20 protein-coding genes are annotated in these 25133 nt (G+C 65.3%); 6 read left to right on the top strand and 14 right to left on the bottom strand.

Annotated features, from left to right (window positions below; genetic code table 11):
- Positions 1-52 precede the first annotated feature (52 nt).
- The 3 genes from FAZ11_RS12545 to FAZ11_RS12535 all read right to left on the bottom strand — a co-directional run bounded on the left by FAZ11_RS12545 (position 53) and on the right by FAZ11_RS12535 (position 5292).
- Positions 53-1312: a cation:proton antiporter gene (locus FAZ11_RS12545; protein WP_058765431.1), complete on the bottom strand. Its 1260-nt coding sequence runs from the start codon at positions 1310-1312 to the stop codon at positions 53-55.
- A 195-nt stretch (positions 1313-1507) separates the two neighbouring features.
- On the bottom strand, positions 1508-1699 hold the full coding sequence (locus tag FAZ11_RS12540) for a hypothetical protein (protein WP_058772628.1): 192 nt from the start codon (positions 1697-1699) through the stop codon (positions 1508-1510).
- An 86-nt stretch (positions 1700-1785) separates the two neighbouring features.
- Positions 1786-5292 (bottom strand): bifunctional diguanylate cyclase/phosphodiesterase, encoded by a 3507-nt coding sequence (locus FAZ11_RS12535; RefSeq protein ID WP_058772627.1) that lies wholly within the window; start codon positions 5290-5292, stop codon positions 1786-1788.
- 370 nt (positions 5293-5662) lie between these two features.
- Here FAZ11_RS12535 and FAZ11_RS12530 point away from each other — a divergent pair, with 370 nt between their 5' ends.
- Positions 5663-6022 carry a BON domain-containing protein gene (locus tag FAZ11_RS12530; RefSeq protein ID WP_058765424.1) on the top strand — a complete coding sequence of 120 codons (360 nt, stop codon included), beginning with the start codon at positions 5663-5665 and terminating at the stop codon, positions 6020-6022.
- A 58-nt stretch (positions 6023-6080) separates the two neighbouring features.
- On the top strand, positions 6081-6533 hold the full coding sequence (locus tag FAZ11_RS12525) for a PA2169 family four-helix-bundle protein (RefSeq protein ID WP_058765422.1): 453 nt from the start codon (positions 6081-6083) through the stop codon (positions 6531-6533).
- 53 nt (positions 6534-6586) lie between these two features.
- On the opposite strand, the gene acs is transcribed toward FAZ11_RS12525, so the two are convergent.
- From acs to FAZ11_RS12480, 9 genes are all read right to left on the bottom strand, one after another.
- The gene (acs, locus tag FAZ11_RS12520) at positions 6587-8530 is read right to left on the bottom strand and encodes an acetate--CoA ligase (protein ID WP_058772626.1); all 1944 of its coding nucleotides are present in this window, start codon (positions 8528-8530) and stop codon (positions 6587-6589) included.
- A gap of 125 nt (positions 8531-8655) precedes the next feature.
- Positions 8656-10320, bottom strand: coding sequence for a glucose-6-phosphate isomerase (pgi, locus tag FAZ11_RS12515; protein WP_058772625.1), 1665 nt, complete (start codon positions 10318-10320; stop codon positions 8656-8658).
- A gap of 175 nt (positions 10321-10495) precedes the next feature.
- Positions 10496-11347, bottom strand: a complete 852-nt coding sequence (panC, locus tag FAZ11_RS12510; RefSeq protein WP_058772624.1) for a pantoate--beta-alanine ligase — start codon at positions 11345-11347, stop codon at positions 10496-10498.
- A complete protein-coding gene (gene panB / locus FAZ11_RS12505; protein WP_058772623.1) occupies positions 11344-12144 on the bottom strand; it encodes a 3-methyl-2-oxobutanoate hydroxymethyltransferase in 801 nt (266 codons plus the stop codon). Before panB ends, panC begins: the two co-directional genes overlap by 4 nt.
- Before the next feature lie 132 nt (positions 12145-12276).
- The gene (folK, locus tag FAZ11_RS12500) at positions 12277-12780 is read right to left on the bottom strand and encodes a 2-amino-4-hydroxy-6-hydroxymethyldihydropteridine diphosphokinase (protein WP_058769135.1); all 504 of its coding nucleotides are present in this window, start codon (positions 12778-12780) and stop codon (positions 12277-12279) included.
- Positions 12777-14168, bottom strand: a complete 1392-nt coding sequence (locus FAZ11_RS12495) for a polynucleotide adenylyltransferase PcnB (protein WP_058772622.1) — start codon at positions 14166-14168, stop codon at positions 12777-12779. Before FAZ11_RS12495 ends, folK begins: the two co-directional genes overlap by 4 nt.
- A gap of 844 nt (positions 14169-15012) precedes the next feature.
- Complete coding sequence (locus FAZ11_RS12490; RefSeq protein ID WP_058769137.1) at positions 15013-16428, bottom strand: sigma-54-dependent transcriptional regulator; 1416 nt, start codon at positions 16426-16428, stop codon at positions 15013-15015.
- Between the two features lie 115 nt (positions 16429-16543).
- Positions 16544-19492 carry a sensor histidine kinase gene (locus tag FAZ11_RS12485; protein WP_058763297.1) on the bottom strand — a complete coding sequence of 983 codons (2949 nt, stop codon included), beginning with the start codon at positions 19490-19492 and terminating at the stop codon, positions 16544-16546.
- Positions 19476-19652: a hypothetical protein gene (locus FAZ11_RS12480; protein ID WP_007159707.1), complete on the bottom strand. Its 177-nt coding sequence runs from the start codon at positions 19650-19652 to the stop codon at positions 19476-19478. Before FAZ11_RS12480 ends, FAZ11_RS12485 begins: the two co-directional genes overlap by 17 nt.
- Positions 19653-19755: 103 nt before the next feature.
- Here FAZ11_RS12480 and FAZ11_RS12475 point away from each other — a divergent pair, with 103 nt between their 5' ends.
- Positions 19756-20172 carry a VOC family protein gene (locus FAZ11_RS12475; RefSeq protein WP_058772621.1) on the top strand — a complete coding sequence of 139 codons (417 nt, stop codon included), beginning with the start codon at positions 19756-19758 and terminating at the stop codon, positions 20170-20172.
- Here FAZ11_RS12475 and gluQRS read toward each other — a convergent pair.
- Together gluQRS and dksA are read right to left on the bottom strand one after the other, a co-directional pair.
- On the bottom strand, positions 20169-21059 hold the full coding sequence (gene gluQRS / locus FAZ11_RS12470) for a tRNA glutamyl-Q(34) synthetase GluQRS (protein ID WP_058772620.1): 891 nt from the start codon (positions 21057-21059) through the stop codon (positions 20169-20171). The genes FAZ11_RS12475 and gluQRS overlap by 4 nt on opposite strands.
- 68 nt (positions 21060-21127) lie before the next feature.
- Positions 21128-21571 carry an RNA polymerase-binding protein DksA gene (gene dksA, locus FAZ11_RS12465; protein ID WP_058763290.1) on the bottom strand — a complete coding sequence of 148 codons (444 nt, stop codon included), beginning with the start codon at positions 21569-21571 and terminating at the stop codon, positions 21128-21130.
- Positions 21572-21861: 290 nt separating this feature from the next.
- On the opposite strand from dksA, the gene FAZ11_RS12460 reads away from it, so the two are divergent.
- From FAZ11_RS12460 to FAZ11_RS12450, 3 genes are all read left to right on the top strand, one after another.
- Positions 21862-23037 carry a pyridoxal phosphate-dependent aminotransferase gene (locus FAZ11_RS12460; protein WP_058772619.1) on the top strand — a complete coding sequence of 392 codons (1176 nt, stop codon included), beginning with the start codon at positions 21862-21864 and terminating at the stop codon, positions 23035-23037.
- Positions 23034-23741: a DNA/RNA nuclease SfsA gene (gene sfsA / locus FAZ11_RS12455; RefSeq protein ID WP_058772618.1), complete on the top strand. Its 708-nt coding sequence runs from the start codon at positions 23034-23036 to the stop codon at positions 23739-23741. Before FAZ11_RS12460 ends, sfsA begins: the two co-directional genes overlap by 4 nt.
- Positions 23742-23848: 107 nt before the next feature.
- A complete protein-coding gene (locus FAZ11_RS12450) occupies positions 23849-25111 on the top strand; it encodes a NupC/NupG family nucleoside CNT transporter (RefSeq protein ID WP_058772617.1) in 1263 nt (420 codons plus the stop codon).
- The last annotated feature ends 22 nt before the right edge of the window (positions 25112-25133 follow it).

Raw genomic sequence — 25133 nt, 5'->3', positions numbered from 1 at the left:
ACTGCGCCACGACAAGAACCCCGCCACGGCGGGGTTCTTGCGTTTCGGGGGCTCAGTGAGGGTCCTTGGGGGCGACCGGCGCGCCACCGGTGACGCCCTTGACCACCCGGCCGATGGTCAGACCCTGACCGAGGATGGAGACCAGTACCACGATGTAGGTCAGCGCCAGGATCAGGTTGCGCTCCGGCCCGGGCGGCAGGCTCAGCGCCAGGGCCACCGAGACGCCACCGCGCAGGGCGCCCCAGGTGAGGATGCGCGCGGTGCCGCGGGTCATGTTGCGCCAGTGCGGGCTGAGCAGCACCACCGGGACCACGCTGATCCAGCGCGCGAAGAGGATCGCCAGGGTCACCAGCAGGGCGGCGCCCAGGTGGGTCCAGGTGAACGGCAGCACCAGCAGTTCCATGCCGATCAGGGCGAACAGCAGGGCGTTGAGGATCTCGTCGATCAGCTCCCAGAAGCCATCCAGGTAGCGCCGGGTGAAGTTGTTCATGGCCTTGGTGCGGCCCAGGTTGCCGATGATCAGGCCGGCCACCACCATGGCGATGGGACCCGAGACATGCAGGTGGCTGGCCAGGGTCGAGCCACCGATGACCAGCGCCAGGGACAGCATCACCTCGATCTGGTGCTGCTCGATGCTGAGCATCAGCCAGTAGCAGACGAAGCCGATCAGCAGACCGAACAGGATGCCGCCGCCGGCCTCTTCGAGGAACAGCCAGAGCGCCGCATGGACGGTGGGCGCCTCGCCCAGCTGGATCACCCCCAGCAGCACCGAATAGACCACCACGGCCACGCCATCGTTGAACAGCGCCTCGCCGACGATGGTGGTTTCCAGCGACTTGGGCGCGCCGGCCGAGCGCAGGATGCCGAGCACGGCGATGGGGTCGGTGGGCGAGATCAGGGCGCCGAAGATCAGGCAGTAGAGCAGGCTGACGTGCCAGCCCAGCCAGTCGAAGATCCAATAGGTGAAGTAGCCGATCAGCACCGTGGAAACGAGCACGCCGAAGGTGGCCAGGCTGCCGATGGCCCACTTGTAGTCGCGCAGATCCTTGAGGCTGACGTGCAGGGCGCCGGCGAACAGCAGGAAGCCGAGCATCCAGTTCATCAGCAGGTCGTTGAAGTCGACCTGCCCGAGCAGTTCGCCGATGTGCCGTTCCAGGTCGGGAAAACCCAGCCAGGAGAGGCCTTGCAGGCCGACCGAGAAGATCAGTGCGATGACCATGACACCGATGGTGGGCGGCAGGCCGACGAAGCGGTAATTGAGATAGGTGAGCAAGGAGGTGAAGCAGATGAAGGCAGCGGCGAGTTCGAGCATGGCGTTCCAGATCCATCAGACAACGAGACCCCCGCGAAGGCGGGACCCAGAACTAGGATGGGGCGAAAGCCGTAAAAGTTACATAATTAATAGTCAGCTATCTAAACGAATGGCTAAAGGAGGCCAGGGCGCAAGCCCTGATCCATGGCTGCTAGGCCAGAACAGGGCTGCACCTGGGAGAGAAACAGGCGGGTGTCAGAGCGGCGTGGCTACCGCAGGCATGGCGTCGCGAATGGGCAGCGGATGCGGCGCGGCGATGCGCGCCTCCAAGGTGGCCACATAACTGCGGGCGTCGGCTTCGTTGAGGAAGGTGATGGCCTGCTTATCGAGACAGACTTGCCAGGCACTGGTAGTGGACTTGCGCAACGGACGGACCACGATCTTCATGCTGATGCCCTCGGGAACAGACGAAAGGTGGAGGTCCGATTCTAGAGCTGTTTTGCTTACCGAAAGATTACGTTCGTCGGCCCGTGCTAGGCGCGCTCCCGCTGTCGTTCGGCGTACCAGGCCTCGAACTCCTGCGGCGGCAGTGGGGTACTGAACAGGAAACCCTGGCACTGTTGGCAGCCCAGCTTGCGCAGGATGTCCCACTGCTCGGTGGTTTCCACCCCTTCGGCGAGGACGTCCAGATCCAGGCCCTGGCCCAGGGCGACGATGGCCGCGGCGATCGCCTGGCTGCTGTGGGTCCCGCTATCGCTGCGCAATTCGTGCATGAAGCTCTGGTCGATCTTGAGCTTGTCCAGCGGAAAGCGGCGCAGGTAGGCCAGCGAGGAATAACCGGTACCGAAGTCGTCCACCGCGATGCGCACGCCCAGGGTCTTGAGGGTGGCCAGCGACATCAGTGCCTCTTCGACATTGCTCATCAGGGTGCCTTCGGTGATCTCCAGCTCCAGGTGTTCGGCCGGCAACCGGCTGCGGGCCAGGGCGCGGGAGATGGTGCTGGCCAGATCGCGCTTGGCGAATTGCCGCGGCGAGATGTTGATGGCCAGGGTATGGAGTTCCAGTCCGAGGGCGAGCCAGTTGTGCATCTGTTGGCAGGCGGTCTCGATGATCCAGTCGCCCAGGGGCACGATCAGCCCGGTTTCCTCGGCCAGGGGAATGAATTCGTTGGGTGGGATCAGGCCCAGTTCCGGGTCCTGCCAGCGGACCAGGGCTTCCACGCCGATCGTCTGCGCCGTGCTCACGCTCATCAGTGGCTGGTAGTGCAGCACGAAGTCGCCACGCTTGAGCGCCGTGCGTAGGCGCGATTCGAGATTCAGGCGCCGCCGCGATTGCTCGGTGAGCGCCTGGGTATAGAAGCGGAACGTATCGCGCCCCTGGTCCTTGGCCTGGTGCATGGCCGTGTCGGCATTGCGGATGAGTTCATCGGCGCTGGTGCCGTCGTCGGGATAGAGGCTGATGCCGATGCTGGCGCTGAGATAGATGTCATGGTCAGCGAGATGAAAGGGTTGTTCGAGCTTGGCGAGCATCGCCTGGGCGATCTGGGCGGCGAATTCCGGGCGGTCGATACGCTCGACGATGATCAGGTACTCGTCACCACCGATGCGCGCCAGGGTGATGTCTTCGCTGAGCAGGGCACGCAGGCGGGCGGAAAACTCCACCAGCAACTCGTCGCCCAGGGCATGGCCATGGCCTTCGTTGACGGTGCGGAAGTGGTCGAAATCGAGGATCAGCACCGCCACCAGATATTCCTGGGGTTCGGCCAAGGCCAAAGCGTGTTCGAGGTGAGTGCGGGCCAATAGCCGGTTGGGCAGGTCGGTCAACGGATCGTGATGGGCCAGGTGGCTCAGGCGCGCTTCGCTTTCCCGCAGGCGGGTGGTATCGCTGACCGTCACGGTGTACTGGCGGCGATCCTGCGGGTAGAGGGTGTCGATGGTGGTCCAGGCGGGGAAGGTGTTGCCATCGACCCGCGGCCACAGCAGTTCGCCTTCCCAGCGTCCTTCGCGGCGGACCGTACGCCACAGCTCACGATAGAAGCGCTGATCCTGCCGCCCACCACCGGGCAGACCCAGGCGCTGGCCGAGCAGGGTCGCTTCCTGGGTACCCAGCAGTCGGGCGAAGGCCGGATTCACCGCCAGGATCCAGCGGCGTTCGTCCAGCAGCAGCAGGCCATCGCGGCTGTTCTGGAACATGGCCGCGGCCTGGCGCAGGCTTTCTTCCTGCTGCTTGCGCAGGGTGATGTCCTGGGCGGTACTGATGAAGTACAGCGGCACGCCTTGGTCGTCGCGAATCAGGCGGGTGGTGACATTGGCCCAGACCGACTGGCCGTTGCGGTGCAGATAGCGTTTTTCCAGGGTAAAGCGGTCCTGGCCGGTGTCGACCAGTTGCTGCCTCAGGGCGGCGCCCAGGTCGCGCTCGTCCGGATGGGTGACCGAGGCCGTATCGCGCTGCAGCAATTCCGGTTGTGAATAGCCGAGCATCTGGCAGAAGTGATGGTTGGCGCTGAGCCAGTGCCCATCCAGGTCGCTGAGCATGATGCCGGTGTAGGCTTGCTCGAAGATGCCCCGATAGCGCGCCTCGCTGGCGCGCTGAGCCTGGACGACGCGCTGTTGCCGGATGGCCAGCACCGCCAGGCGGGTGAATTCGGTGATCAGCGCCTGGGTCTCGGCCTCGGGCAGGCGCGCCTCGCCGTAGTAGATCCCCAGGGCGCCGACGGCGCGCTGCTGTTCATCCTGCAGGGGTAAGGCCCAGGCACCGCGAATACCAGCCGCGAGGGCGGCGTGCAGTAGCGGCTGCCAGGCCGGGTCCAGTTCGATATCGACGGTGAATACCGGCGCCCGGGTGGTGACCGCGGTGCAGCAGCCCTGGTCGTGTCGCTGACGGGGCACGCTTTCCAAGGCGGCCTGGAAGGCGGGCGGCAGGCTGGGCGCGGCCGCCACCCGCAGGTGCTCGCCCTGGTCGTCCAGCAGCAGAGCCACACGCATCTCGGGATAGATGCGTTCCAGCCGTTGGGCGATGCCCAGCTGGATTTCCGCCAAGGGCAGGCCGCTGAGCAGGTCGTCGAGCACGTCGCTACGGGCCTGCTGCAGCTGTTGCGCCTGGTAGTCGTGGTGGATGTCGGTCAGGGTGCCCTGGATCTCGCCGTCCAGACCTGCGCGCAATTCCATCTGCATCCAGCGATGGCTCTCCACCGACAGCCGCAAACGGACCACGCCACTCCAGTGCAGCCGCTGGCCGGCGGCGAAGTCCGCCACCAATTGGCGCAGCTTGGCGCCGTCCTGTGGATGGAAGGCCTGATCCAACGGCTGGTTGAGCGACTGGGTCGGGGATTGTCCGGTCAGATTTTCCCAGGCCGGATTGAGGAATTTCCAACGGCCACGGTGATCGCTGGCGAATACCACCAGCGGCAGATGCTGGACCAACTCGCGATAACGCCGCTGGCTGTCCTGCAGGGCCTGCTCGGCGAGCTTGTGGCTGGTGATGTCGACCAGGGCCCCGCGGGTGATGCCGGCTTCGTCGAAATCGCTCTGCCAGTTGAGCCAACGCCAGCTGCCCGCGCCATCGTCGAAATGGGCCGAAAAATTCAAGGGTCCCTGCATATGCTGCAGGCGCTCGAGCATGCTGCGTACATGGTCGCGATCGTCGGCCCGGGCGCAGGAGGCGATGGTGGCGACTTCCAGCGGCTCGCCGGTGTTGGGCTGGCGCAGCATCACCAGCGTGCGCTCGGAACAGAGCAGGCGGCCATCGGAGAGCAATTGCCAGTCACCGGTGTTGGTCAGCCGCTGGACGAAATCCTGGGTCGCGCGTTGTGCCTGCAGGGCTTTGATGACGTCTTCGCGGTGCTTGAGCTGCCGCCGCATCAGGCCATACAGGACCAGCGCCACCAGACTGACGAAGCCGAGTCCCTTGAAGGTCTGCCAGGGATAGTGGCTGGCGGACTCGCCAACCAGCGCCTGCAATAGCGCGTCGCTGCCGATCACCCAAAGGGCGCTCAGTAACAGATATATCAGGGCAATGCGCGCAGGTGAGGGAAGCCGCATCCCGGATCCTCAAGGGCCCCGAGCTTGGGTGTCGGGTTCAATCCAGCATTGACCCGCCAAACGTGCGGCAGTTCTGGTTTCACCTGCGAGAAAAGTACGGAATCTCATCGTCGGCGAGAGGGCCACCGCAACAGTGAAAGCACCGCTCCAGAGGCTGGCAGTGTTGTTGTCTGACTTCGTGCAATTTGCCAGCATTTTTGCCGGAAGATTGCATTTTGCCCGCTACGCATGCCCGGTATTTTAGTTTAAGTAATTGATTTTTAATGAATTTAAAAAGCTCTGGAATTCGGCGCGAGCGCTGCGCTCTACATAAAAGTCGCTGCTGCCAGGACTTAGGCGCAGTACAACCAAGGAAAACAGGAGTCATCTCATGAAAAAGACTTTCGGTACCTTTGCCCTCGCTGCCGTCACCGCTTCCGTACTGAGCCTGCCGCTGGCCGGCGGCGCCTTCGCGGCCACCAGCCAGAACATGACCCTGGCCGCCAACGACACCATGGCCAAGACCGAAGAAGCCGCGTCCGACACCTGGATCACCAGCAAGGTGAAGGCGTCCTTCCTGGCTGACGAACACATCAAGGGCACCGCCATCAAGGTCGAGACCAACAAGGGCGTCGTCTCCCTGTCCGGCACCGTGGCCACCGAGGCCCAGCGCGACCTGGCCATCAAAGAGGCCAAGGCCATCAAGGGCGTCAAGGCCGTCTCGGCCGATGCTCTGAAAGCGGCTCAGTAACCCTGAGCACGATGGCAGCGCCAGTCGCTGCCATCGCCCTTCACCCCGGAGAACTCTGATGACCGACACGACCGAAACCCTCAACGATCTGATCGAGATCGCCCGTGATGGCAAGAATTTCTATGAACACGCCCTCACCGAAGTGAAGAACCCCGAGCTGAAGGCGCTGTTCACCGAAATCGCCCAGAGCAAGGCGGAAATCATCAGCTCGTTGAGCAGCCAGGTAAAGGCTGCGGGCGAGAAGCCTGCCGAGCAAGGCACCTTTGCCGGCAGCTTCCGCAAGTACTACACCGACGTCAAAACCTCCTTCGCCAGCAAGGAGAAGGAAGAAGTCACCTACGTCAGCGAATTGGAAGAGCAGGAAGACCGCCTGCTGCACGCGCTGGAACGCGCCGTGAACGAACACGTGACGCCGGATGCCCAGACCACTCTGCGCAGCCAGCTGGAAAAGGCCAGGGCGACCCATGATCGCATGCGTGATCTCAAGCATCGCATGCAGGCCGCCCACTAAGGCGATCGGTAAGAAAAAGCCCCGCTCAGCGGGGCTTTTTCATGAGCCCGGATTCAGCTCTTGGCCGCCCGATTGAGCCGGGCCTCGATCAGGCTGTCGACCACCGAGGGGTCGGCCAGGGTCGAGGTATCGCCCAGGCTATCCAGCTCGTCGCAGGCGATCTTGCGCAGGATGCGTCTCATGATCTTGCCCGAGCGGGTCTTGGGCAGCGCCGGTGCCCATTGCAGGAATTCCGGCTTGGCGAAGCTGCCGATCTGGTCGGCTACCTGCTGGCGCAGCTGCGCCTTGAGTTCATCGCTCGGCGTCACCCCACCCTTGGTGGTGACGAAGGCATAGACCGCCTGGCCCTTGACCTCATGGGGGCAACCCACCACCGCCGCTTCGGCCACGTCCGGGTGCTCGGTGAGCACGCTTTCCACCTCGGCGGTACCGATCCGATGACCGGAGACGTTCAGCACATCGTCGACCCGCCCGGTGATCCAGTAATAGCCGTCCTCGTCCCGGCGCGCGCCGTCACCGGTGAAGTAATAGCCCGGATAGGCACTGAAATAAGTATCGATCAGCCGCTGGTGATCGCCATAGACGGTACGGATCTGGCTGGGCCAGCTGGCCTTGATCGCCAGCACGCCGCTGCCGGGTCCCTCGATCTCCTGGCCCTGTTCGTCCAGCAGTACCGGTTGTACGCCGAAGAAGGGCAGGGTGGCCGAGCCGGGCTTCAGCGCCAGGGCGCCCGGCGGCGGGGCGATGAGGATGCTGCCGGTCTCGGTCTGCCACCAGGTGTCGACGATGGGGCAGCGCCCTTCGCCCACCACCCGGTGATACCACTCCCAGGCCTCCGGGTTGATCGGCTCGCCGACGCTGCCCAGCAGGCGCAGGCTCTGCCGCGAGGTCCGCTGCACCGGGGCGTCGCCTTCGCGCATCAGGGCGCGCAGGGCGGTCGGGGCGGTGTAGAAGATATTGACCTGGTGCTTGTCCACCACCTGCCACAGGCGACTGGCATCGGGATAGCTCGGTACCCCCTCGAACATCAGGGTGGTGGCGCCGTTGGCCAGCGGGCCGTAGACGATGTAGCTGTGCCCGGTCACCCAGCCAACGTCGGCGGTACACCAGAAGACCTGGCCTTCGTGGTAGTCGAACAGATACTTGAAGCTCAGGGTGGCGCCCAGCAGATAGCCGCCGGTGGTGTGCAGCACCCCCTTGGGTTTGCCGGTGGAGCCGGAGGTGTAGAGGATGAACAGCGGGTCCTCGGCGTCCATGGGCTCCGCCGGGCAGTCGGGCGAAGCGGCGGCCACGGCCTGGGCGTAGGGCAGGTCACGTCCCTCCTGACGGGCCACGGCGGCGCCGGTCCGCTCGACCAGCAGCACGGTGTGGACGTCCGGGCACTTGGCCAGGGCCTTGTCGACATTGGCCTTGAGCGGGATGCGCTTGCCGCCGCGCACGCCTTCGTCGGCGGTGATCACCACCCGGCAATCCGCGTCGAGGATGCGATCACGTAGCGCCTCGGGCGAAAAGCCGCCAAAGACCACCGAATGCACGGCGCCGATGCGCGCGCAGGCCAGCATGGCGTAGGCCGCCTCGGGAATCATCGGCAGGTACAGGCAGACGCGGTCACCCTTCTGCACGCCGCGATCCTTGAGCACATTGGCCAGCCGGCAGACCTGTTCGTGCAACTGCCGGTAGGTGATGGCCTGGCTGTCGGCGGGATCGTCGCCTTCCCAGAGGATGGCGGTCTGGTCGCCCCGCGCGCCCAGGTGGCGATCGATGCAGTTGTAGGCGACGTTGAGCTGGCCACCGCTGAACCAACGGGTGCGGCCCTGGCGCATATCGCCGCTGTGGACCTCGTCCCAGGTGCGGAACCAGTCGAGCAGGGCACTGGCCTGTTCGCTCCAGAAGCGCTCCGGCTGTTCCACCGAGCGCTGATAGAGTTCGCGATAACGGGCTTCATCGAGATGGGCGCGGGCGCCCAGGCTCTCGGGCACGGGGTAGCGTTGGCTCATGGCCGGCTCCTTCTTGGTGTTGTTGTGCTCACCAGTTTAGGCCGTGAAAGCCGAAGCGGGGTTCAGTCGGGCAACAAAACGAAAAAAGCGCCGCAGAGCGGCGCTTTTGGGGGCGAGAACGGCGATCAGCCGCGGTGGCGACCGCGGAAGTAATCAATCAGCCCCTGGGTGGAACCATCGTCGGCCTTGCCGTCGGCGCGACCGATGATGTGCTGGTAGACGTCCTTGCCCAGCTCCTTGCCCAACTCCACACCCCACTGGTCGAAGCAGTTGATGCCCCAGATGACGCTCTGCACGAACACCTTGTGCTCGTACAGGGCCACCAGCGCACCCAGGCGCCGCGGCGAGATGCGTTCCAGCACCAGGGTGTTGCTCGGGCGGTTGCCCGGGATCACCTTGTGCGGCGCCAGCTTGGCGATCTCGGCGTCGCCCATGCCCTTCTCGCGCAGCTCGGCCTCGGCTTCCTCGCGGGTCTTGCCCAGCATCAGCGCCTGGCTCTGCGACAGGCAGTTGGCATAGAGCCACTGCTGGTGATCGGCCACCGGGTTATGGCTCACCACCGGCACGATGAAGTCGCCGGGGATCAGCTGGGTGCCCTGGTGCAGCAACTGGTGGTAGGCGTGCTGACCGTTGCAGCCGACGCCGCCCCAGATTACCGGGCCGGTCTCCAGACTCACCGGCGAGCCGTCCTGGCGCACGCTCTTGCCGTTGGACTCCATGTCCAACTGCTGCAGGTGCTTCACGAAGTTACGCAGGTGGTGGTCGTAGGGCAGGATCGCGTGGCTGGTGGCACCCCAGAAGTTGCCGTACCAGACCCCGAGCAGGCCCAGTAGCACCGGCATGTTCTCTTCGAAGGGGGCGCTGGTGAAGTGCTGGTCCATGGCGTAGGCGCCGGCCAGCAGGTCCTTGAAGTTGGACATGCCGATGGCCAGGGCGATGGGCAGACCGATGGCCGACCACAGTGAATAGCGCCCGCCGACCCAATCCCACATGGGGAAGATGTTCTCTTCGGCGATGCCGAATTCCACCGCCATCTTGACGTTGCTGGAGACGGCGATGAAGTGCTTGTGCAGCTCCGGCTCCGGGCAGCCCTGGGCCAGGCACCAGGCGCGCGCGGCCTGGGCGTTCTTCAGGGTCTCCAGGGTGCCGAAGGACTTGGAGGAGACGATGAACAGGGTGGTGTCGGCGGCCAGCTTGGAGGTCACCTCGCGGAATTCGCTGCCGTCGATGTTGGCCAGGTAATGGCAACGCACGCCGCGCTGGGTGAAGGGCACCAGCGCCTCGGACACCAGTTGCGGACCGAGGAAGGAGCCACCGATGCCGATGTTGACCACGTCGGTGATGGGCTTCTCGGTGTAGCCGCGCCAGAGGCCGTTATGGATGCGGGTGACCAGCTCGGTCATCTGGTTCAGGACCCGGTGTACCTCGGGCATGATGTCCTGGCCATCGATCTGCACGCTGTCGCCCACCGGACGGCGCAGTGCGGTGTGCAGGGCCGGACGATGCTCGGACGAGTTGACGTAGGCGCCACTGAACAGGGTGTGGATGGCCCCTTCGAGACCCGCTTCACGGGCCAGATTTACCAGCAGCTCACGGGTCTGCTCGGTGATGAGGTTCTTGGAGTAGTCGAGGAACAGACCGCTGGTGCTCAGGGAGAAATGCTTGAAGCGCTGCGGATCGGCGGCGAAGGCATCGCGCATACGGAAGTTCTGCATGGCCTTGCGGTGATCCTGCAGCGCTTTCCAGGAGGCGAGCTGGGTCACATCGAGAGGCTGTTGATAGTACTCCATGGGTCGGCTTTTCCTTGGTGGCTCTTGTTTGCTGTTGTGCCCCACAAGCCGGCGGCTTGCAAGGGAAAATCGGACGTGGCGCAGCGCTGCGCTTCGAGCATGAAAAAGCCCGGTATGTTCCGGGCTTCCAGAGTGCGAGCAGGCTGGGGTGCGCTAACCATCGGTTGCGTCACAGTCACGTCCTGCGGCGAAAGCTCAGATTGTCGATCAGGCGGGTCTGGCCCAGATAGGCGGCTACCAGCAAGACCAGGTCGCGATCCTCCGCGCTGGCGGGTTGCAGACTAAACTGTCGACGCAGCTCCAGATAGTCGACTTTAAGCCCAAGCGCTTGCAATTCGGTGACGCCGGCGGCCAGGGTCGGCTCGGCCGCCGCGCCTGTGCCGAGTTGATCGGCGAGCCGCTTGAGCAGGCTGTACAAGCAGGGCGCGCTGGCGCGTTGACCGTCGTCCAGATAGCCATTGCGCGACGACAGCGCCAGGCCATCGGTCGCCCGCACCGTGGGCTGGGCGACGATCTCGATGGGCATGTCCAGGTCCTGGACCAGTTTGCGGATCACTGCCAACTGCTGATAGTCCTTCTCGCCGAAGACCGCCACGTCCGGTTGCGCCATCTGGAACAGCTTGGTGACCACCGTCGCCACGCCCTCGAAATGGCCCGGGCGCCGAGCGCCGCACAGACCCTCGGACACCAGGGGTACGTTGACCCGGGTCAGGCCGTCCATGCCGTGCGGATACATCTCCGCTACCGCAGGGGCGAAGAGCAGGTCGCAATGGGCCTCACTGAGCTGGCGGCTGTCTTCGGCGAGGGTGCGCGGATATTTGTCCAGGTCCTCGCTCGGGCCGAATTGCAGCGGGTTGACGAAGATGCTCGCCACCACGAAATCGGCGTGACGCCGGGCGGTCTCCACCAGGGCGATATGGCCAGCGTGGAGATTGCCCATGGTGGGCACCAGGCCGATGCGCAGGCCCTGGCGGCGCGCGGCGGCCACGGCGGCGCGTAGTTCACGTACGGTATGCACCGTCTTCATGCGGAAAATCCATGCTCGGGAGCGGGAAAACTGCCGTCCTTGACGGCGGCCACGTAGGCGGCCAGGGCAGCCTGGATGCTGTCCTGGCCGGCCATGAAGTTACGCACGAACTTGGGCGTACGGCCGCGTAGCGCCAGGCCGAGCATGTCGTGCAGCACCAGTACCTGGCCATCGGTGGCGGCGCCGGCGCCGATGCCGATCACCGGCACCCGGGCGGCGCGAGTGATCTCTTCGGCCAGCGCCGAGGGCACGCATTCGAGCAACAGCATGGCGGCGCCCGCGTCTTCCAGTTCCTTGGCTGCCTCGCGCAGTTGCTGGGCGCGGAGCGGATCGCGCCCCTGCACCTTGAAGCCGCCGAAGACGTTGACCGATTGGGGCGTCAGGCCCAGGTGGGCGCAGACCGGCACGCCATTGGCCGCCAGGCGGCGGATCGGCTCGGCCAGCCAGCCATCGCCTTCGAGCTTGACCATCTGCGCGCCCGCCTGCATCAGGCGGCCGGCGCTGGTCAGGGTCTGCTCCAGGGTGGCGTAGGTCATGAACGAGAGGTCGGCGACGATGAAGGCCCCGGCATGGCCGCGTTTGACGCAGGCGGTGTGGTAGACCATGTCGTCGAGGGTCACCGGCAGGGTACTGTCATGGCCCTGCAGCACCATGCCCAGCGAATCGCCGATGAGCAGCATCTCGACGCCGGCCTGGCTGGCGGCCTGGGCGAAGGTGGCATCGTAGGCCGTCAGCATGGCGATCTTCTCGCCACGCTGCTTGAGGCCCTGAAGGGTCGTGAGGCTGATATCAGGCATGCAAAAGGGTCCTCGTGGGACGGCGCTATGGTTATTGTCTGGCGCCGCGCGCGCGGTTTCGCACCGCGCAAAAAACGGCTGCTATAGTCCCGGCGCATCCGGCACAAGTCAATGACCGTTGTTACCGCCGTGTTACCGGGTGGGTAACGACGGTACCAGTCGCTCCAGCCCTTCGAAAGGGCAGGCGGATAGCAGGTTGGGCAGGCTGCGACCGTCGGGCAGGCGCAGCTCGGGTGCCAGGTCGGCCAGCGGATAGAGCACGAAGGCGCGGGCGTGCAGGTGGTAATGCGGCACCTGCAGGCGGGGCTCGTCGATCAGCCGCTCGCCGAACAGCAGGATGTCGATGTCCAGGGTGCGTGGCCCCCAGCGCTCGTCCTTGCGCACCCGGCCCTGCTGCTGCTCGATGGCCTGGGTGGCGTCGAGCAGGTCCAGGGGGGCGAGGGCGGTATCCAGGGCTGCCACGGCATTGACGTAGCGCGGCTGGTCGGGCGGTCCCAGGGGATCGCTGGCGTAGAAGGCGGAGACCGCGACCAGGCGGCTGTCTGGCAGGGCGGCCAGGGCGTCCAGGGCGGCGTCCAATTGGCGCCGGGGCTCGGCCAGATTACTGCCCAGCCCGAGATAGACCCGCTCCATCATTCGTCGCCGGACGAGGGCGCATCGGAGGTGCGCCGCTTGCGACTGCTGCCGCCGCGGCGACGACGCTTGGCAGGGGCACCTTCTTCGCGGCTCAGGTTCTTGATCATCTCGCGCCGCTGGCTGTCGCCGACTTCCTGGTAGCGGGTCCACCATTCACCCAGGCCGCCGGTTTCCTCGCCGGCGCTCTCGCGCAGCAGCAGGAAGTCGTAGCCGGCGCGAAAGCGCGGATTCTCCAGCAATTGATCGGCGCGCTTGCCCTGGCGGCGCGGCAGGCGCTCCTGCATGTCCCAGATCTCCCGCATGGGCAGGGTGAAGCGCTTGGGTACGGCGGTCCGTTGGCACTGCTGCTGCGTCAGGTCATGGGCGGCTTCCTGCATGGCCGGAATGGGCGGCAGGCCACGCTCCTGGTGATAGCGAACGCGCTCGGGCAGCGCCGGCCAGAGCAGCGCGGCGAACAGGAAAGCCGGGGTGACCGGCTTGCCTTCGCGGATGCGCGCATCGGTGTTGGCCAGCGCCTGGCGGATCAGGCTACCGGCGTACTCGGGATCGCGCTCCAGGGCCTCGCCACTGGCGGGGAACAGCGGCGCGAACAGGCCGTATTGGCAGAGCAACTCGAAGGTGCGCTCGGCCTTGCCGCCGAGCAGCAGCTTGATCACTTCGTCGAACAGCCGGGGGGCCGGGATGTCCCGTAGCAGCGGCGCCAGACGGACGATGGGTTCGGCGGTGGCGGCTTCGATCTGGAAGTCCAGCTTGGCGGCGAAGCGCACGGCGCGCAGCATCCGTACCGGATCTTCCAGGTAACGTTGCTCGGGATCGCCGATCAGGCGGATCTGCCGCAGGCGGATGTCCTGGGCGCCATTGGCGTAGTCGAGGATGCGTTCGCCACTGGCATCGTAGTAGAGCGCGTTGATGGTGAAGTCGCGGCGCTGGGCATCCTGTTCCTGGTTGCCGTAGATGTTGTCACGCAGGATCCGGCCGCTCTCGTGGCGCGAACCCTGGGCATCATCCTCGGCATCGCCCGTCGGATGGTTGGCGCGGAAGGTGGCGACCTCGATGATTTCGCGGCCGAAGTGCACATGGACCAGCTTGAAGCGCCGGCCGATCACGCGGGCATTACGGAATTCGGCGCGGACCTGTTCAGGCGTGGCGCTGGTGGCCACGTCGAAATCCTTGGGGGTGAAGCCCAGCAGCAGATCCCGTACGCAACCGCCGACCAGATAGGCCTGGTAGCCGGCCTTCTCCAGCCGGTCGACCACGCCGAGGGCGTTGCGACTGATCCGCTCTCGTTCCAGAGCATGCTGACTGCGCGGCAGTTCAATGGGCAAGGCAGGGGCGGGCGGGGTACGTCGCAGGGGCGAGCGCAGGGTCTGGATCAGCTTCTTCAGCATGCGAGTTTCTGTTCGGGAAGACGGCTATACGCAACCTGGACCATAGCTTGGGCCATTGCGCAATAGATAAGGAGGGGATCTTGAACGAGGGAGGGGAGGCTGTCAAAGGCACTGGGGGAGCCGAAGCTCCCCCCCAAAGTGGTACGTGCTTTGTTTTTATTGTTGATCCAGACCTCTTGTTTTTCTTGTGTGGTCTGTCCCGTGCGGATACCGGCCGCCGGGAAGGCTCTGAAGTCTAGAGCCAAGAGCAAACGGATTACTTTGGAAGCTGATGCCGTCAGGATCATTCCTGCTCTGCCTGGTACGGGTGCTGCCTCGGGGCAGTTTTGTTGTTCTCTGTCCTGACATCGCGGGACCATCCCGCAAGACGACTCTTCTCCAAAATGATCAGTTAGCTACGCCTCCGCCTGCTTGTTCTTATTGTGCTGGAGCCGCTGCGTCTTGTTTTTGTTATGGAGTGGGTACGTTTTTATTGTTCTTGTACCAAAACATAAAGCAGATGCCGTGCCAGTTTTTAAAAATCCTTTAATTTCAGTGGTTTACGAAAAATGTAGCCTTTTCGTGAGGGGGCTACAGGCAAGATTTCGTTACCGCTGAACCCGCTTCCTGTTACGGCGGTAACACATTGCAAAGGATGGGGCGGGTGGGAGAGAGGGGTTACCGCAGGAGCGCGAAGAGGTTCCCGCGCTCCTGTAAGAGCCTGTTCATAATCTGCTGCGCGTCGGTCAAACTGCGTTGAAAACGCCTTCGGAATGCTCATTTACCACTCGTAAACTCCGCTTCCTCAGGCGTTTTCGCCTTGTTTGGCTCTAGCTCGCAAGATTTTGAACAGGCTCTAAGGACCTCAGGAGGCGTCGCTGCTGGCACTGGCCTTGCGGCGTGGAATGCCTAGGCGCTGACGGCGCTCCCACAGGCACTTGCGGCTGACGCCAAGCTTGCGGGCGAGCTCGGTTTCGGTCATGTGGTCCTGGTGCTCGAGGACGAAGTGCTGGAAGTAGTCTTCCAGGGACAGATCCTCGGTGGGCTCGTGAGCACCGTTGCCGTTACCCAGGCCGGTCGCGGGCAGGGGATCGAGGTAGCTGTCGGCCAGATCGAGTTCGCCGAGTTCGACGTCGATACCCAGTTGGTCGGCATTGATTTCCTGGCCTTCACTGAGGATGACCGCGCGCTCGATGGCGTTTTCCAGCTCGCGGACGTTGCCCGGCCAGCTGTAGTGACGGATGGCGGCTTCGGCCTCGGCGCCGAACTTGAGCCCCGGGCGACTCATGCGCGCGGATTGCCGGGCGAGGAATACCCGGGCGATCTCCATGACGTCACCGCCGCGCTCGCGCAGGGCCGGCAGGCGCAGGGAAATGACATTGAGGCGATAGAACAGGTCTTCGCGGAACTGGCCAATCTTGGACAAGCCCTTGAGATCGCGGTGGGTCGCCGCGATCAGGCGTACATCGACCTTTTGCGACTGCACCGAGCCGACCCGGCGGATCTCGCCTTCCTGCAGCACGCGCAAGAGCCGCGCCTGGGCTTCCAGGGGCAATTCGCCGATCTCGTCGAGGAACAGGGTGCCGCCATCGGCCGCTTCCACCAGGCCGGTACGGCTGGCGCTGGCACCGGTGAAGGCGCCCTTCTCATGGCCGAACAATTCGGATTCGATCAGGGTTTCGGGAATGGCCGCGCAGTTGACCGAGATCAGCGGCGCCTTGGCCCGGCGTGACAGGTTGTGCAGCGCCCGTGCCACCAACTCCTTGCCGGTGCCCGATTCGCCCTGGATGAGCACGGTGGAATCGGTGGGCGCCACCTTGCGGATCTTGCCGAACAGATCCTGCATCGGCGCGCAATTGCCGATGATGCCGATCTCGCCAGTGGCGGGCGGCGGCGCGGCGCTTTCCTCGACGGCAGCGGGCGCGCGCTGTTCGCGCTCCACCAGGATGCGGGCCACGGCTTGCAGCATCTCGTCGTGGTCGAAGGGCTTGGCGATGTAATCCACCGCGCCCTGCTTCATGGAGTCGACCGCCGATCTCAGGCTCGCGTAGCTGGTCATGATCAGCACCGGTTTGCCCTTGGCGAGATCGATCATCTCGGTGCCGGGCGCACCGGGCAGGCGGAGATCGCTGATGACGAGATCGAAGCTCGCGACGTCGTAGAGATCCTGGGCTTCCTGGACGGAGCCGGCTTCACTGACGCGGAACTGGTTGCGCTCGAGCAGGCGGCGCAGCGCCGAGCGGATGATCTTCTCGTCTTCGACAATCAGAATATGGGCCATCAAGTGCGCTCTCTTACGGGAAGGCAGGCCGACCCACGCCAGGCAGCGTGTCTTGTCGCGGTCGTCTGGGCTTCCGAATGCTTTAGCAGAGTCACCCAGCAGGCGGATGACTCCGTCACGGCGCCTCCGACAACCCGAGATAGCGCGGTAGCAGCACCCGAATGCGGGTACCCTGGCCGGTCACGGGGTCGGTAGGACTATCGATCATTATCTGACCATAATGCTCTTCTACGATCGAATAGACCAGAGCCAAGCCGAGCCCCGTCCCCTTGCCCGGGTCCTTGGTGGTGAAGAAGGGTTCGAACAGGCGGCTGACGATGGCCTTGGGGATGCCGCTGCCTTCGTCCTCGACGCTCAGGGTCACGGTTTGCGCCTGGGCCTCGCTGCGGACCCGGATCGGCGCGCCGGGTGGCGAGGCATCGCGGGCGTTGGACAGCAGGTTGATCATGACCTGCACCAGCCGCTGCGGATCGCCCTGGACGAAGTGCTCGGGATCGCAGAGGTTGAAGAAATCGACGTCCACGCTCTGGCGGTTGAGCGAGAGCAGGGCGATGGCCTCCTGTGCCGCCTCGGCAACGCACACCGCCTCGTGGGCCTGCTGGCGACCGCCGGCGTGGGCGAAGCTCATCAGCGACTGGACGATGCGGGTGATGCGCCGGGTCTGCTCGATGATCTGGCTGCTGATCTCGTCGATCTCTTCATCCGCCTCGCGTTCTTCGCGCAGATTCTGCGCCAGGCAGGCGATGCCGGTGACCGGATTGCCGATCTCGTGGGCCACGCCCGCGGCCAGTCGACCAATGGAGGCCAGGCGCTCGGAGTGGATCAGGCGATCCTCCAGCAACTGGGTCTCGCTGATGTCTTCCACCACCAGTACCGTACCGTTGCTACCCACTGCCAGGGGTTCGTCGATGGTCGCCTTGTGCAGGTTGAGCCAGCGTTGCTCATGTTCCTGGGGCAGGCGCTGCTTGTAGAGGTGCTGCTGCGCCGGCTCGGCGAGAAAGCGCTCGAACAGGTCCTGCCAGGGATCGGGCAGGGCATTGAGGCGCGACCCTACCACCCGCGCGCCGTCGATGCCGGTGAGCTCCTCCATGGCGCGGTTCCACATCAGGATCTCGCGGTCGCGGGCCAGGGAGCAGACGCCCATGGGCAGCTCCTGCAAGGTCTGCCGGTGATAGCGGCGCAGGGCGTCCAGCTCGGCGGCAAGACCCGTTAGGCGCGACTGGTAGTCTTCCAGGCGGTTCTCGATGAAGTGGATGTCTTCGGTGGCATAGGCTTCGCTTTCCGCCTTGAACGGCAGGAAGGTCTCGACGATGTCCTGGGCGACCCGCGGGCCCATCAGGCCGGAGAGGTTGGCCTCGATGCGGTCGCGCAAGCGGCGCAGGGCATAGGGCCGGCGCTCGTCGTAGGGCAACAGCAGGTCGGCCAGGGCGCGTTCGACCTCCTTCTGCGCGGTCTTGGCGCCGAGCGGCTTGGACAGCTGGGCGGCGAAGTCCTGGGGCGAGGCCGCCGCCAGTTCGCGACGCTGCGGTCGGCGCACGTTATCCACGGCGCAAGCTTCGGCGGCGCTTTTTTCCTCTTCGCTGGCCTCGGTGAACAGCGAGACCAGGGCGAACACCAGCACGTTGACGGTCAGCGAGGCCACGGCGGCGAGGTGCCAGTTGCTGGCGCTGATGCGATAGCCGAAGGCGCCGATCTGCAGCGGATTGATGTCGGCCACCAGCGGCATCAGCATGCTCAGGAACCAGAGGCCCAGGCCGCAGAGCAGGCCGGCGATGAAGCCCTTGCGGTTGGCGGTCTGCCAGTAGAGCACCGAGAGCGCGCCGGGCAGGAACTGCACGGTGGCGACGAAGGAGACGATGCCCAGGCTGGAGAGGTCGCCATGACTATGCAGCAGGCGATAGAAACCGTAGCTGCCGAGGATGATGGCGGCGATCAGCATCCGCCGCGTCGTGCGCAGCCAGCGATAGATGTTGCCGTCGGTGGGCGGCTGGTAGAGCGGCAGCACGATGTGGTTGAGCAGCATGCCCGACAAGGCCATGGTCACCACGATGATCAGGCCGCTGGCCGCCGACAGGCCGCCGACGAAGGCCACCAGCGCCAGCAGCGGATTGTCCAGCGCCAGACCCACGCCCAGGGTGAAGTACTCCGGCGGCGTCGGCGAGCCCAGCGCCAGGCCGCCCCAGAGGATCGGTGGCACCGCCAGGCTGATCAGCAGCAGGAACAGCGGCAGCCCCCAGCTGGCGCTGACCAGCGCCTGGGGGCTGAGGTTCTCGGTGAAGGCCATGTGGTACATGTGCGGGGTGACGATGGCCGCGGCGAAAAACACCAGCAGCAGGATTCGCCACGGACCTTCCTGCAACGGGGTGTGCAGGGTGGAGAGGGCGCTCTGGTTCTGTTGCAGCCAGGTTTCCAGGCCATTGGGCCCGCCGAATACCGTATAGAGGGTGACGCCGCCGACGATGCCCAGGGCCAGCAGCTTGACCAGGGACTCGAAGGCGATGGCTACCACCAGGCCTTCATGGCGCTCCTTGGAATTGATCTGGCGTGCGCCGAAGAGCATGGCGAACAGGGTGATGAGCAGGCAGAAGCCCAGCGCCGGGGCATCCTGGGCGCGGGCCTGTACCAGGATGCCGGCGCTGGTGGCCACTGCCTGGATCTGCAAGGCCAGGAGCGGCAGCACCGCGATCAGCATGCCCAGACTGGTAAGGGCGCCGGCCCAGGTGCTACGGAAGCGGAAGGCGAACAGATCGGCCAGGGACGCGAGCTGGTAGGCGCGGGTCAGCCGCAGGATGGGATAGAGCAGCACCGGCGCCAGCAGGAAGGCACCGCACAGCCCCAGGTAGTAGGCAAGAAAACCGTAGCCGTAGTCGTAGGCCAGGCCCACGGTGCCATAGAAGGCCCAGGCGCTGGCATAGACCCCTAGCGACAGGGTGTAGATCAGCGGATGGCGTACCAGTCGGCGCGGCACCCAGCCCTTCTCGGTCATCCAGGCGACGCCGAAGAAGATCAGCAGGTAGCCGGCGCTGATCAGCACCAGTTGGGACAGGCTAAAGCTCGTCGGCATCGCGTTGGCTCTGCAGGATGAAAGTCACCACGATGAGGATGAGCCACAGCAGGTAGGGGCGATACCAGGCGCCGCTGGGGGCGATCCACCAATCCATGATGGCGGGGGAGAACAGATAGATGCCTACCACGAGGAGCAGGACCAACCGGTAGATGTACATGCGCGGTTCCCGAGCGACGATGGCGCCATGGTAAAGCAAAAGCGCTGTACCTCGGAGGGCGACGGTCCTACCGTGAAGGCTTCCTCGCCGCTGGAGATCGCCGATGCCCAGGCCCCGCCTCGCTGCCGTGCTGGAAACCGCCCTCTACGTCGCCGACCTGGGCAGGGCCAGGCGCTTCTACGAGGAGGTGCTGGGCCTTGCGCCGATGTTCGCCGACGCGCGCCTGGCCGCCTACGACGTGGGTGCCAGCGTGCTGTTGTTGTTCCAGCGGGGCACTACCGAGCAGCCGGTCAGGCTGCCGGGCGGCAGCATTCCAGCCCATGGCGCCCAGGGCTGCCAGCACCTGGCCCTGGCGATCACGGCGGCTGAGCTGGACCTATGGGCGACGCATCTGGCCAACGCCGGGGTGCCCATCGAGGCGCGTACCCAGTGGCCGCGCGGCGCGGTCAGTCTGTATTTCCGCGATCCGGATGGGCATCTGCTGGAGTTGGCCACGCCGGGGCTGTGGCCCAACTACTAGCCCGGTAGCTGCGCCTCGGCCAGGTGGAGCACCCGTGGGATCAAGGCGGCATCCCAGTGGGCGACGCCCCAGGCGAGGACGCTGGCTGGAGGCTCTTGGGCCAGCTCCTGATGGATCGGCTGGCCCAGGGTACGCAGGGCGCGCACCAGCAGCGCCCCGGCCTGCTCGGGCGGCAGCGGTGGCGAGCGATAGCTCTTGCCCAGTTTGTGGCCGTCGGGTTGGATCAGCAGGGGCACGTGCAGATAGCGTGGCGCCGGATAGCCGAGCAGTTCCTGCAGATAGAGCTGGCGCGGCGTCGAGTCCAGCAGGTCGGCGCCGCGCACCACGTCGGTCATGCCCTGCAGGGCATCGTCCATCACCACGGCGAGTTGATAGGCGATCAGGCCGTCACGCCGCTGGATGACGAAATCGCCCACCTCGCGGCCCAGGTGCTGGCGGAATTCGCCCTGTACCCGGTCGACGAAGCGGTATTCCAGCTCCGGTACCCGGATGCGGATGGCGGCGTCGTCACCCGGCAAGCCGCGATTGCGACAGTGCCCAGGATAGAGACCGCCGCTGCCTTCGAGCTGTTTGCGCGAGCAATCGCAGGCGTAGGCCAGGCCACTGGCCAGCCACTGCCCGATGATCGCTCGATAGGCCTCCAGGCGCTCGCTCTGGCGCAGCACCGGGCCGTCCCACTCGAAGCCATAGGCTTCCAGGGTCTGGAGGATGGCGGCCTGGGCGCCGGGCACCTCACGGGGCGGGTCCAGGTCTTCCATCCGCACCAGCCAGCGGCCACCCGCGGCGCGGGCGTCCAGGTAGGAGGCAAGGGCAGCGACCAGGGAGCCGAAATGCAGATAGCCGCTGGGGGTGGGGGCGAAACGGCCGACATAGGGGCGCCTGGACATAGCTCATCCTGTGAATGCCGGATAGAACAAAGGGCGCCGTAGCGCCCTCGTCGAAGAGGCAGTAGGACTCAGGTCCCGGTCTGCTTTTCGCGGATCTCGGCCAGCGTCTTGCAATCGATGCACAGACTGGCGGTCGGGCGGGCTTCCAGGCGACGGATACCGATTTCCACGCCGCAGGAGTCGCACCAGCCGTATTCGTTGTCTTCGATCAGCTGCAGGGTTTCGTCGATCTTCTTGATCAGCTTGCGCTCGCGGTCGCGGGCACGCAGTTCCAGGCTGAATTCCTCTTCCTGGGTGGCGCGATCGGCCGGATCGGCGAAGTTGGCTGCCTCTTCCTTCATGTGGTGCACGGTGCGATCGACTTCTTCGCGCAGTTCCTGCTTCCACTTGTTGAGGATGGCGGTGAAGTGGGCGCGCATGCGCTCACTCATGTATTCCTCGCCCTTGGTGGGCTCATAGGGTTCGTAGCCACGGGCCAGATGATTGTTCTGCTGATTTGCTTCGCTGGGCATGATTGACCCTCTCACTTTCGCTGATCCTGTCCACAGGCTGGATGCGTTTCCAGGCCTCTCCATGATGGAACGCCCGGGGTCTGTGGCTGCCGATGGCGTCCCGCGCAATGCCGACGCCAGGCTGAATATGTTCTCGACTGGCCAGTCGCCCTGCGGATGCAAGCCGGCGAACTTACCAGAAGCTTCCTGGGGGCGCTACTACCGGGCCCCCGCTCCGTCGGACACGGCGGGTGCCGGCCTGCGAAGCCTTGGTTAGAATCCCGCCTTCGCCACAAGTTCGGACCCCGTCCATGTCCAATTCCTACAGCGCACGCAGCCAAGCCATCGAGCCCTTCCATGTGATGGCCCTGCTGGAGCGCGCCAACCAGCTACAGGCCGCCGGGCACGACGTCATCCACCTGGAAATCGGCGAGCCCGACTTCACCACCGCCGCCCCCGTGGTCGCCGCTGGCCAGGCCGCGCTGGCCGCGGGCCAGACCCGCTACACCGCCGCCCGTGGCCTGCCGGAACTGCGCCGCGCCATCGCGTCCTTTTATGGCGAACGCTATGGTGTCGACCTGGACCCGGAGCGCGTCTTGATCACCCCCGGTGGCTCCGGCGCCCTGTTGCTGGCCAGTGCCCTGCTGGTCGATCCCGGCCGCCACTGGTTGCTGGCCGATCCCGGCTACCCCTGTAATCGTCATTTCCTGCGGCTGGTGGAAGGGGCGGCCCAGTTGATTCCGGTCGGTGCCGATACCCGCTACCAACTCACCCCGGATCTGATCGAGCGGCATTGGCAGCCGGCCAGCGTGGGGGCCCTGGTAGCCTCACCGGCCAATCCGACCGGGACCCTGCTCGATCGCGACGAACTCGCGGCCCTGTCGGCCAGCCTCCAGGCGCGTGGCGGCCATCTGGTGGTGGATGAGATCTACCACGGCCTGACCTACGGCCTGAATGCCCCCAGCGTGCTCGAGGTGGACGACTCGGCTTTCGTGCTCAACAGCTTCTCCAAGTACTTCGGCATGACCGGCTGGCGACTCGGCTGGCTGGTGGCGCCGCGCGCCGCCGTGCCGGAGCTGGAAAAGCTGGCGCAGAATCTCTACATCAGCGCCTCCACCGTGGCCCAGCAGGCTGCGCTGGCCTGTTTCACGCCGGAAGCCATGGCCATCTTCGAAGCGCGTCGCGCCGAATTCGCCCGGCGCCGCGATTATCTGCTGCCAGCGCTGCGCGGGCTGGGCTTCGGGATCGCCGTCGAGCCCCAGGGGGCCTTCTATCTGTATGCCGACATCTCGGCCTTTGGTGGCGACGCCTACGCCTTCTGCCAGTTCCTGCTGGAGACCGAGCACGTGGCCATCACCCCGGGGCTGGATTTCGGTCGCCACCGTGCCGACACCCATGTGCGCTTCGCCTATACCCAGTCGCTGCCGCGCCTGGAAGAGGCCGTCGCCCGCATCGCCCAGGGCCTGCAGCGCTGGAGTGCCCAGTGAAATTTGATCCACCGCTGGAAGAAGGTCGGCTGCTGCGCCGCTATAAACGCTTTCTCGCCGACATCGAGACCGCCAGTGGCGAGGTGCTGACCCTGCACTGCCCCAACACCGGGTCCATGCTCAACTGCCAGCCAGCCGGGGCGCGGGTGTGGTTCAGCCGGGCCAGCGGGCCCAAGCGCAAGCTGCCCGGCACCTGGGAGTTGGTGGAGACGGATCACGGACGCCTGGCCTGCATCAATACCGCCCGGGCCAATCGACTGGTGGAGGAAACCCTGCTGGCTGGCGGCATCCAGGAACTAGCGGGCTTCACCGCCCTGCGTCGGGAGGTGGCCTACGGCCTGGAAAACAGCCGTGCCGATTTCCGTCTGGAGTATCCAGAGGGGCCGCTGTACCTGGAGGTGAAGAGCGTCACCCTTGGGTTCGCCGGCACCACGGTCGCCGCCTTCCCCGATGCGGTCACCACCCGCGGCGCCCGTCATCTGCGTGAGCTGGCAGCCCTGGCCGCGGCGGGTGAGCGGGCGGTGCTGCTCTATTGCGTGCTGCTCGACGGAATCGAGGCGGTGCGCCCCGCTACGGAGATCGATGCCGCCTATGCCCTGGCCCTGGGCGAGGCACGCCGGCACGGGGTGCAGGTGCTGGCCTACGGCGCCAGGCTCTCGCCTGCGGGATTGCAGTTGGACCGGCCGCTGCGCCTGGCTGACTGACGGGTCATCCCTGAAGCTGATCGTTCGGACAGGATCTGGCAGGCGCTTTGCTTGCGCTTGTCGCCCATTGGTCGCCGCTATCAGGCGATCCTGTGAGGAATCCGTCGATGATCTCTGTGCTGGGCATGCTGTCTCTGGTGGCGATCGCCATCCTCTTCTCGCGTCAGCGGCGCGCCATTCGGGTGCGTACCGTGCTCGCGGCCTTCCTGTTGCAGGCCGGCCTGGGTCTGCTGGTGCTCTACATCCCTTGGGGCCAGCAGGTGCTCGGCAGCGTCTCCGGCGCCGTCTCTTCGCTGCAGCTCTATGCCGACAAGGGCATCGAATTCCTCTTCGGCGGCCTCGCCGGGCCGAAGATGTTCGAGTACTTCGGTAACGGCGGCTTCGTCTTCGCCGTGCGGGTGCTGCCCCTGATCGTCTTCTTCGGCAGCCTGATCGCGGTGCTCTATTACCTGGGCATCATGGGCTGGATCATCCGCCTGGTCGGCGGCGCGCTGCACGCCTTGCTCGGCACAAGCCGCGTGGAGTCCACCACGGTGACCGCTACCCTGTTCCTTGGCCAGTCGGAAATGCCGCTGGTGGTGCGCCCCTTCATCGCCGATCTCACCCGCTCGGAGCTGTTCGCCATCATGGTCGGCGGTTTCGCGGCGGTGGCCGGTTCGGTGCTGCTGGGCTACGCCGGCATGGGCGTGGAGCTGAAATACCTGATCGCCGCCAGCTTCATGGCCGCCCCGGGTGGCCTGCTGATGGCCAAGCTGATGGAGCCGGAAACCGAGCAGCCGCGCGACCAGGCCATGAAGACCCTGGGAGAGGGCGAGGAACGCCCGGCCAACGTCATAGACGCCGCAGCCGAAGGTGCCCAGGTCGGCTTGCGTATCGCCCTGGCGGTCGGCGCCATGCTGCTGGCCTTCATCGCCCTGATCGCCTTGCTCAATGGCATCCTTGGCTGGTGCGGCGCCTGGTTCGGCATGCCGCAACTGAGCATGCAACTGGTGCTGGGCTACCTGCTGGCACCGGTCGCCTTCCTCATCGGCGTGCCCTGGAGCGAGGCGGTGCAGGCCGGTGGCTTCATCGGCCAGAAGCTGGTGCTCAACGAATTCGTCGCCTATGCCGATCTGTCAGCCTACCTAAACCCCGTCAAGGCGGCGGCCGCCGGTGTCCAGCCACTCTCGGCGCATACCCAGGTCATCGTCACCTTCGCCCTCTGTGGCTTCGCCAACCTGTCATCCATCGCCATTCAACTCGGCGGCCTGGGCGGTATCGCGCCCCAGCGCCGTCACGAGCTGGCCCAGCTGGGGCTGCGCGCCATGCTGGGCGGCACCCTGGCCAATCTGATGAGCGCGGCCCTGGCGGGCTTCTTCATCAGTCTGTAGTCGGGAGCATCTTCGAACCATT

The organism is Pseudomonas rhizoryzae (genome assembly GCF_005250615.1).
Lineage (GTDB): Bacteria > Pseudomonadota > Gammaproteobacteria > Pseudomonadales > Pseudomonadaceae > Chryseomonas > Chryseomonas rhizoryzae.
Note: the sequence above shows the minus strand (reverse complement) of the source record. Positions and strands in the feature narration are given on the sequence as shown.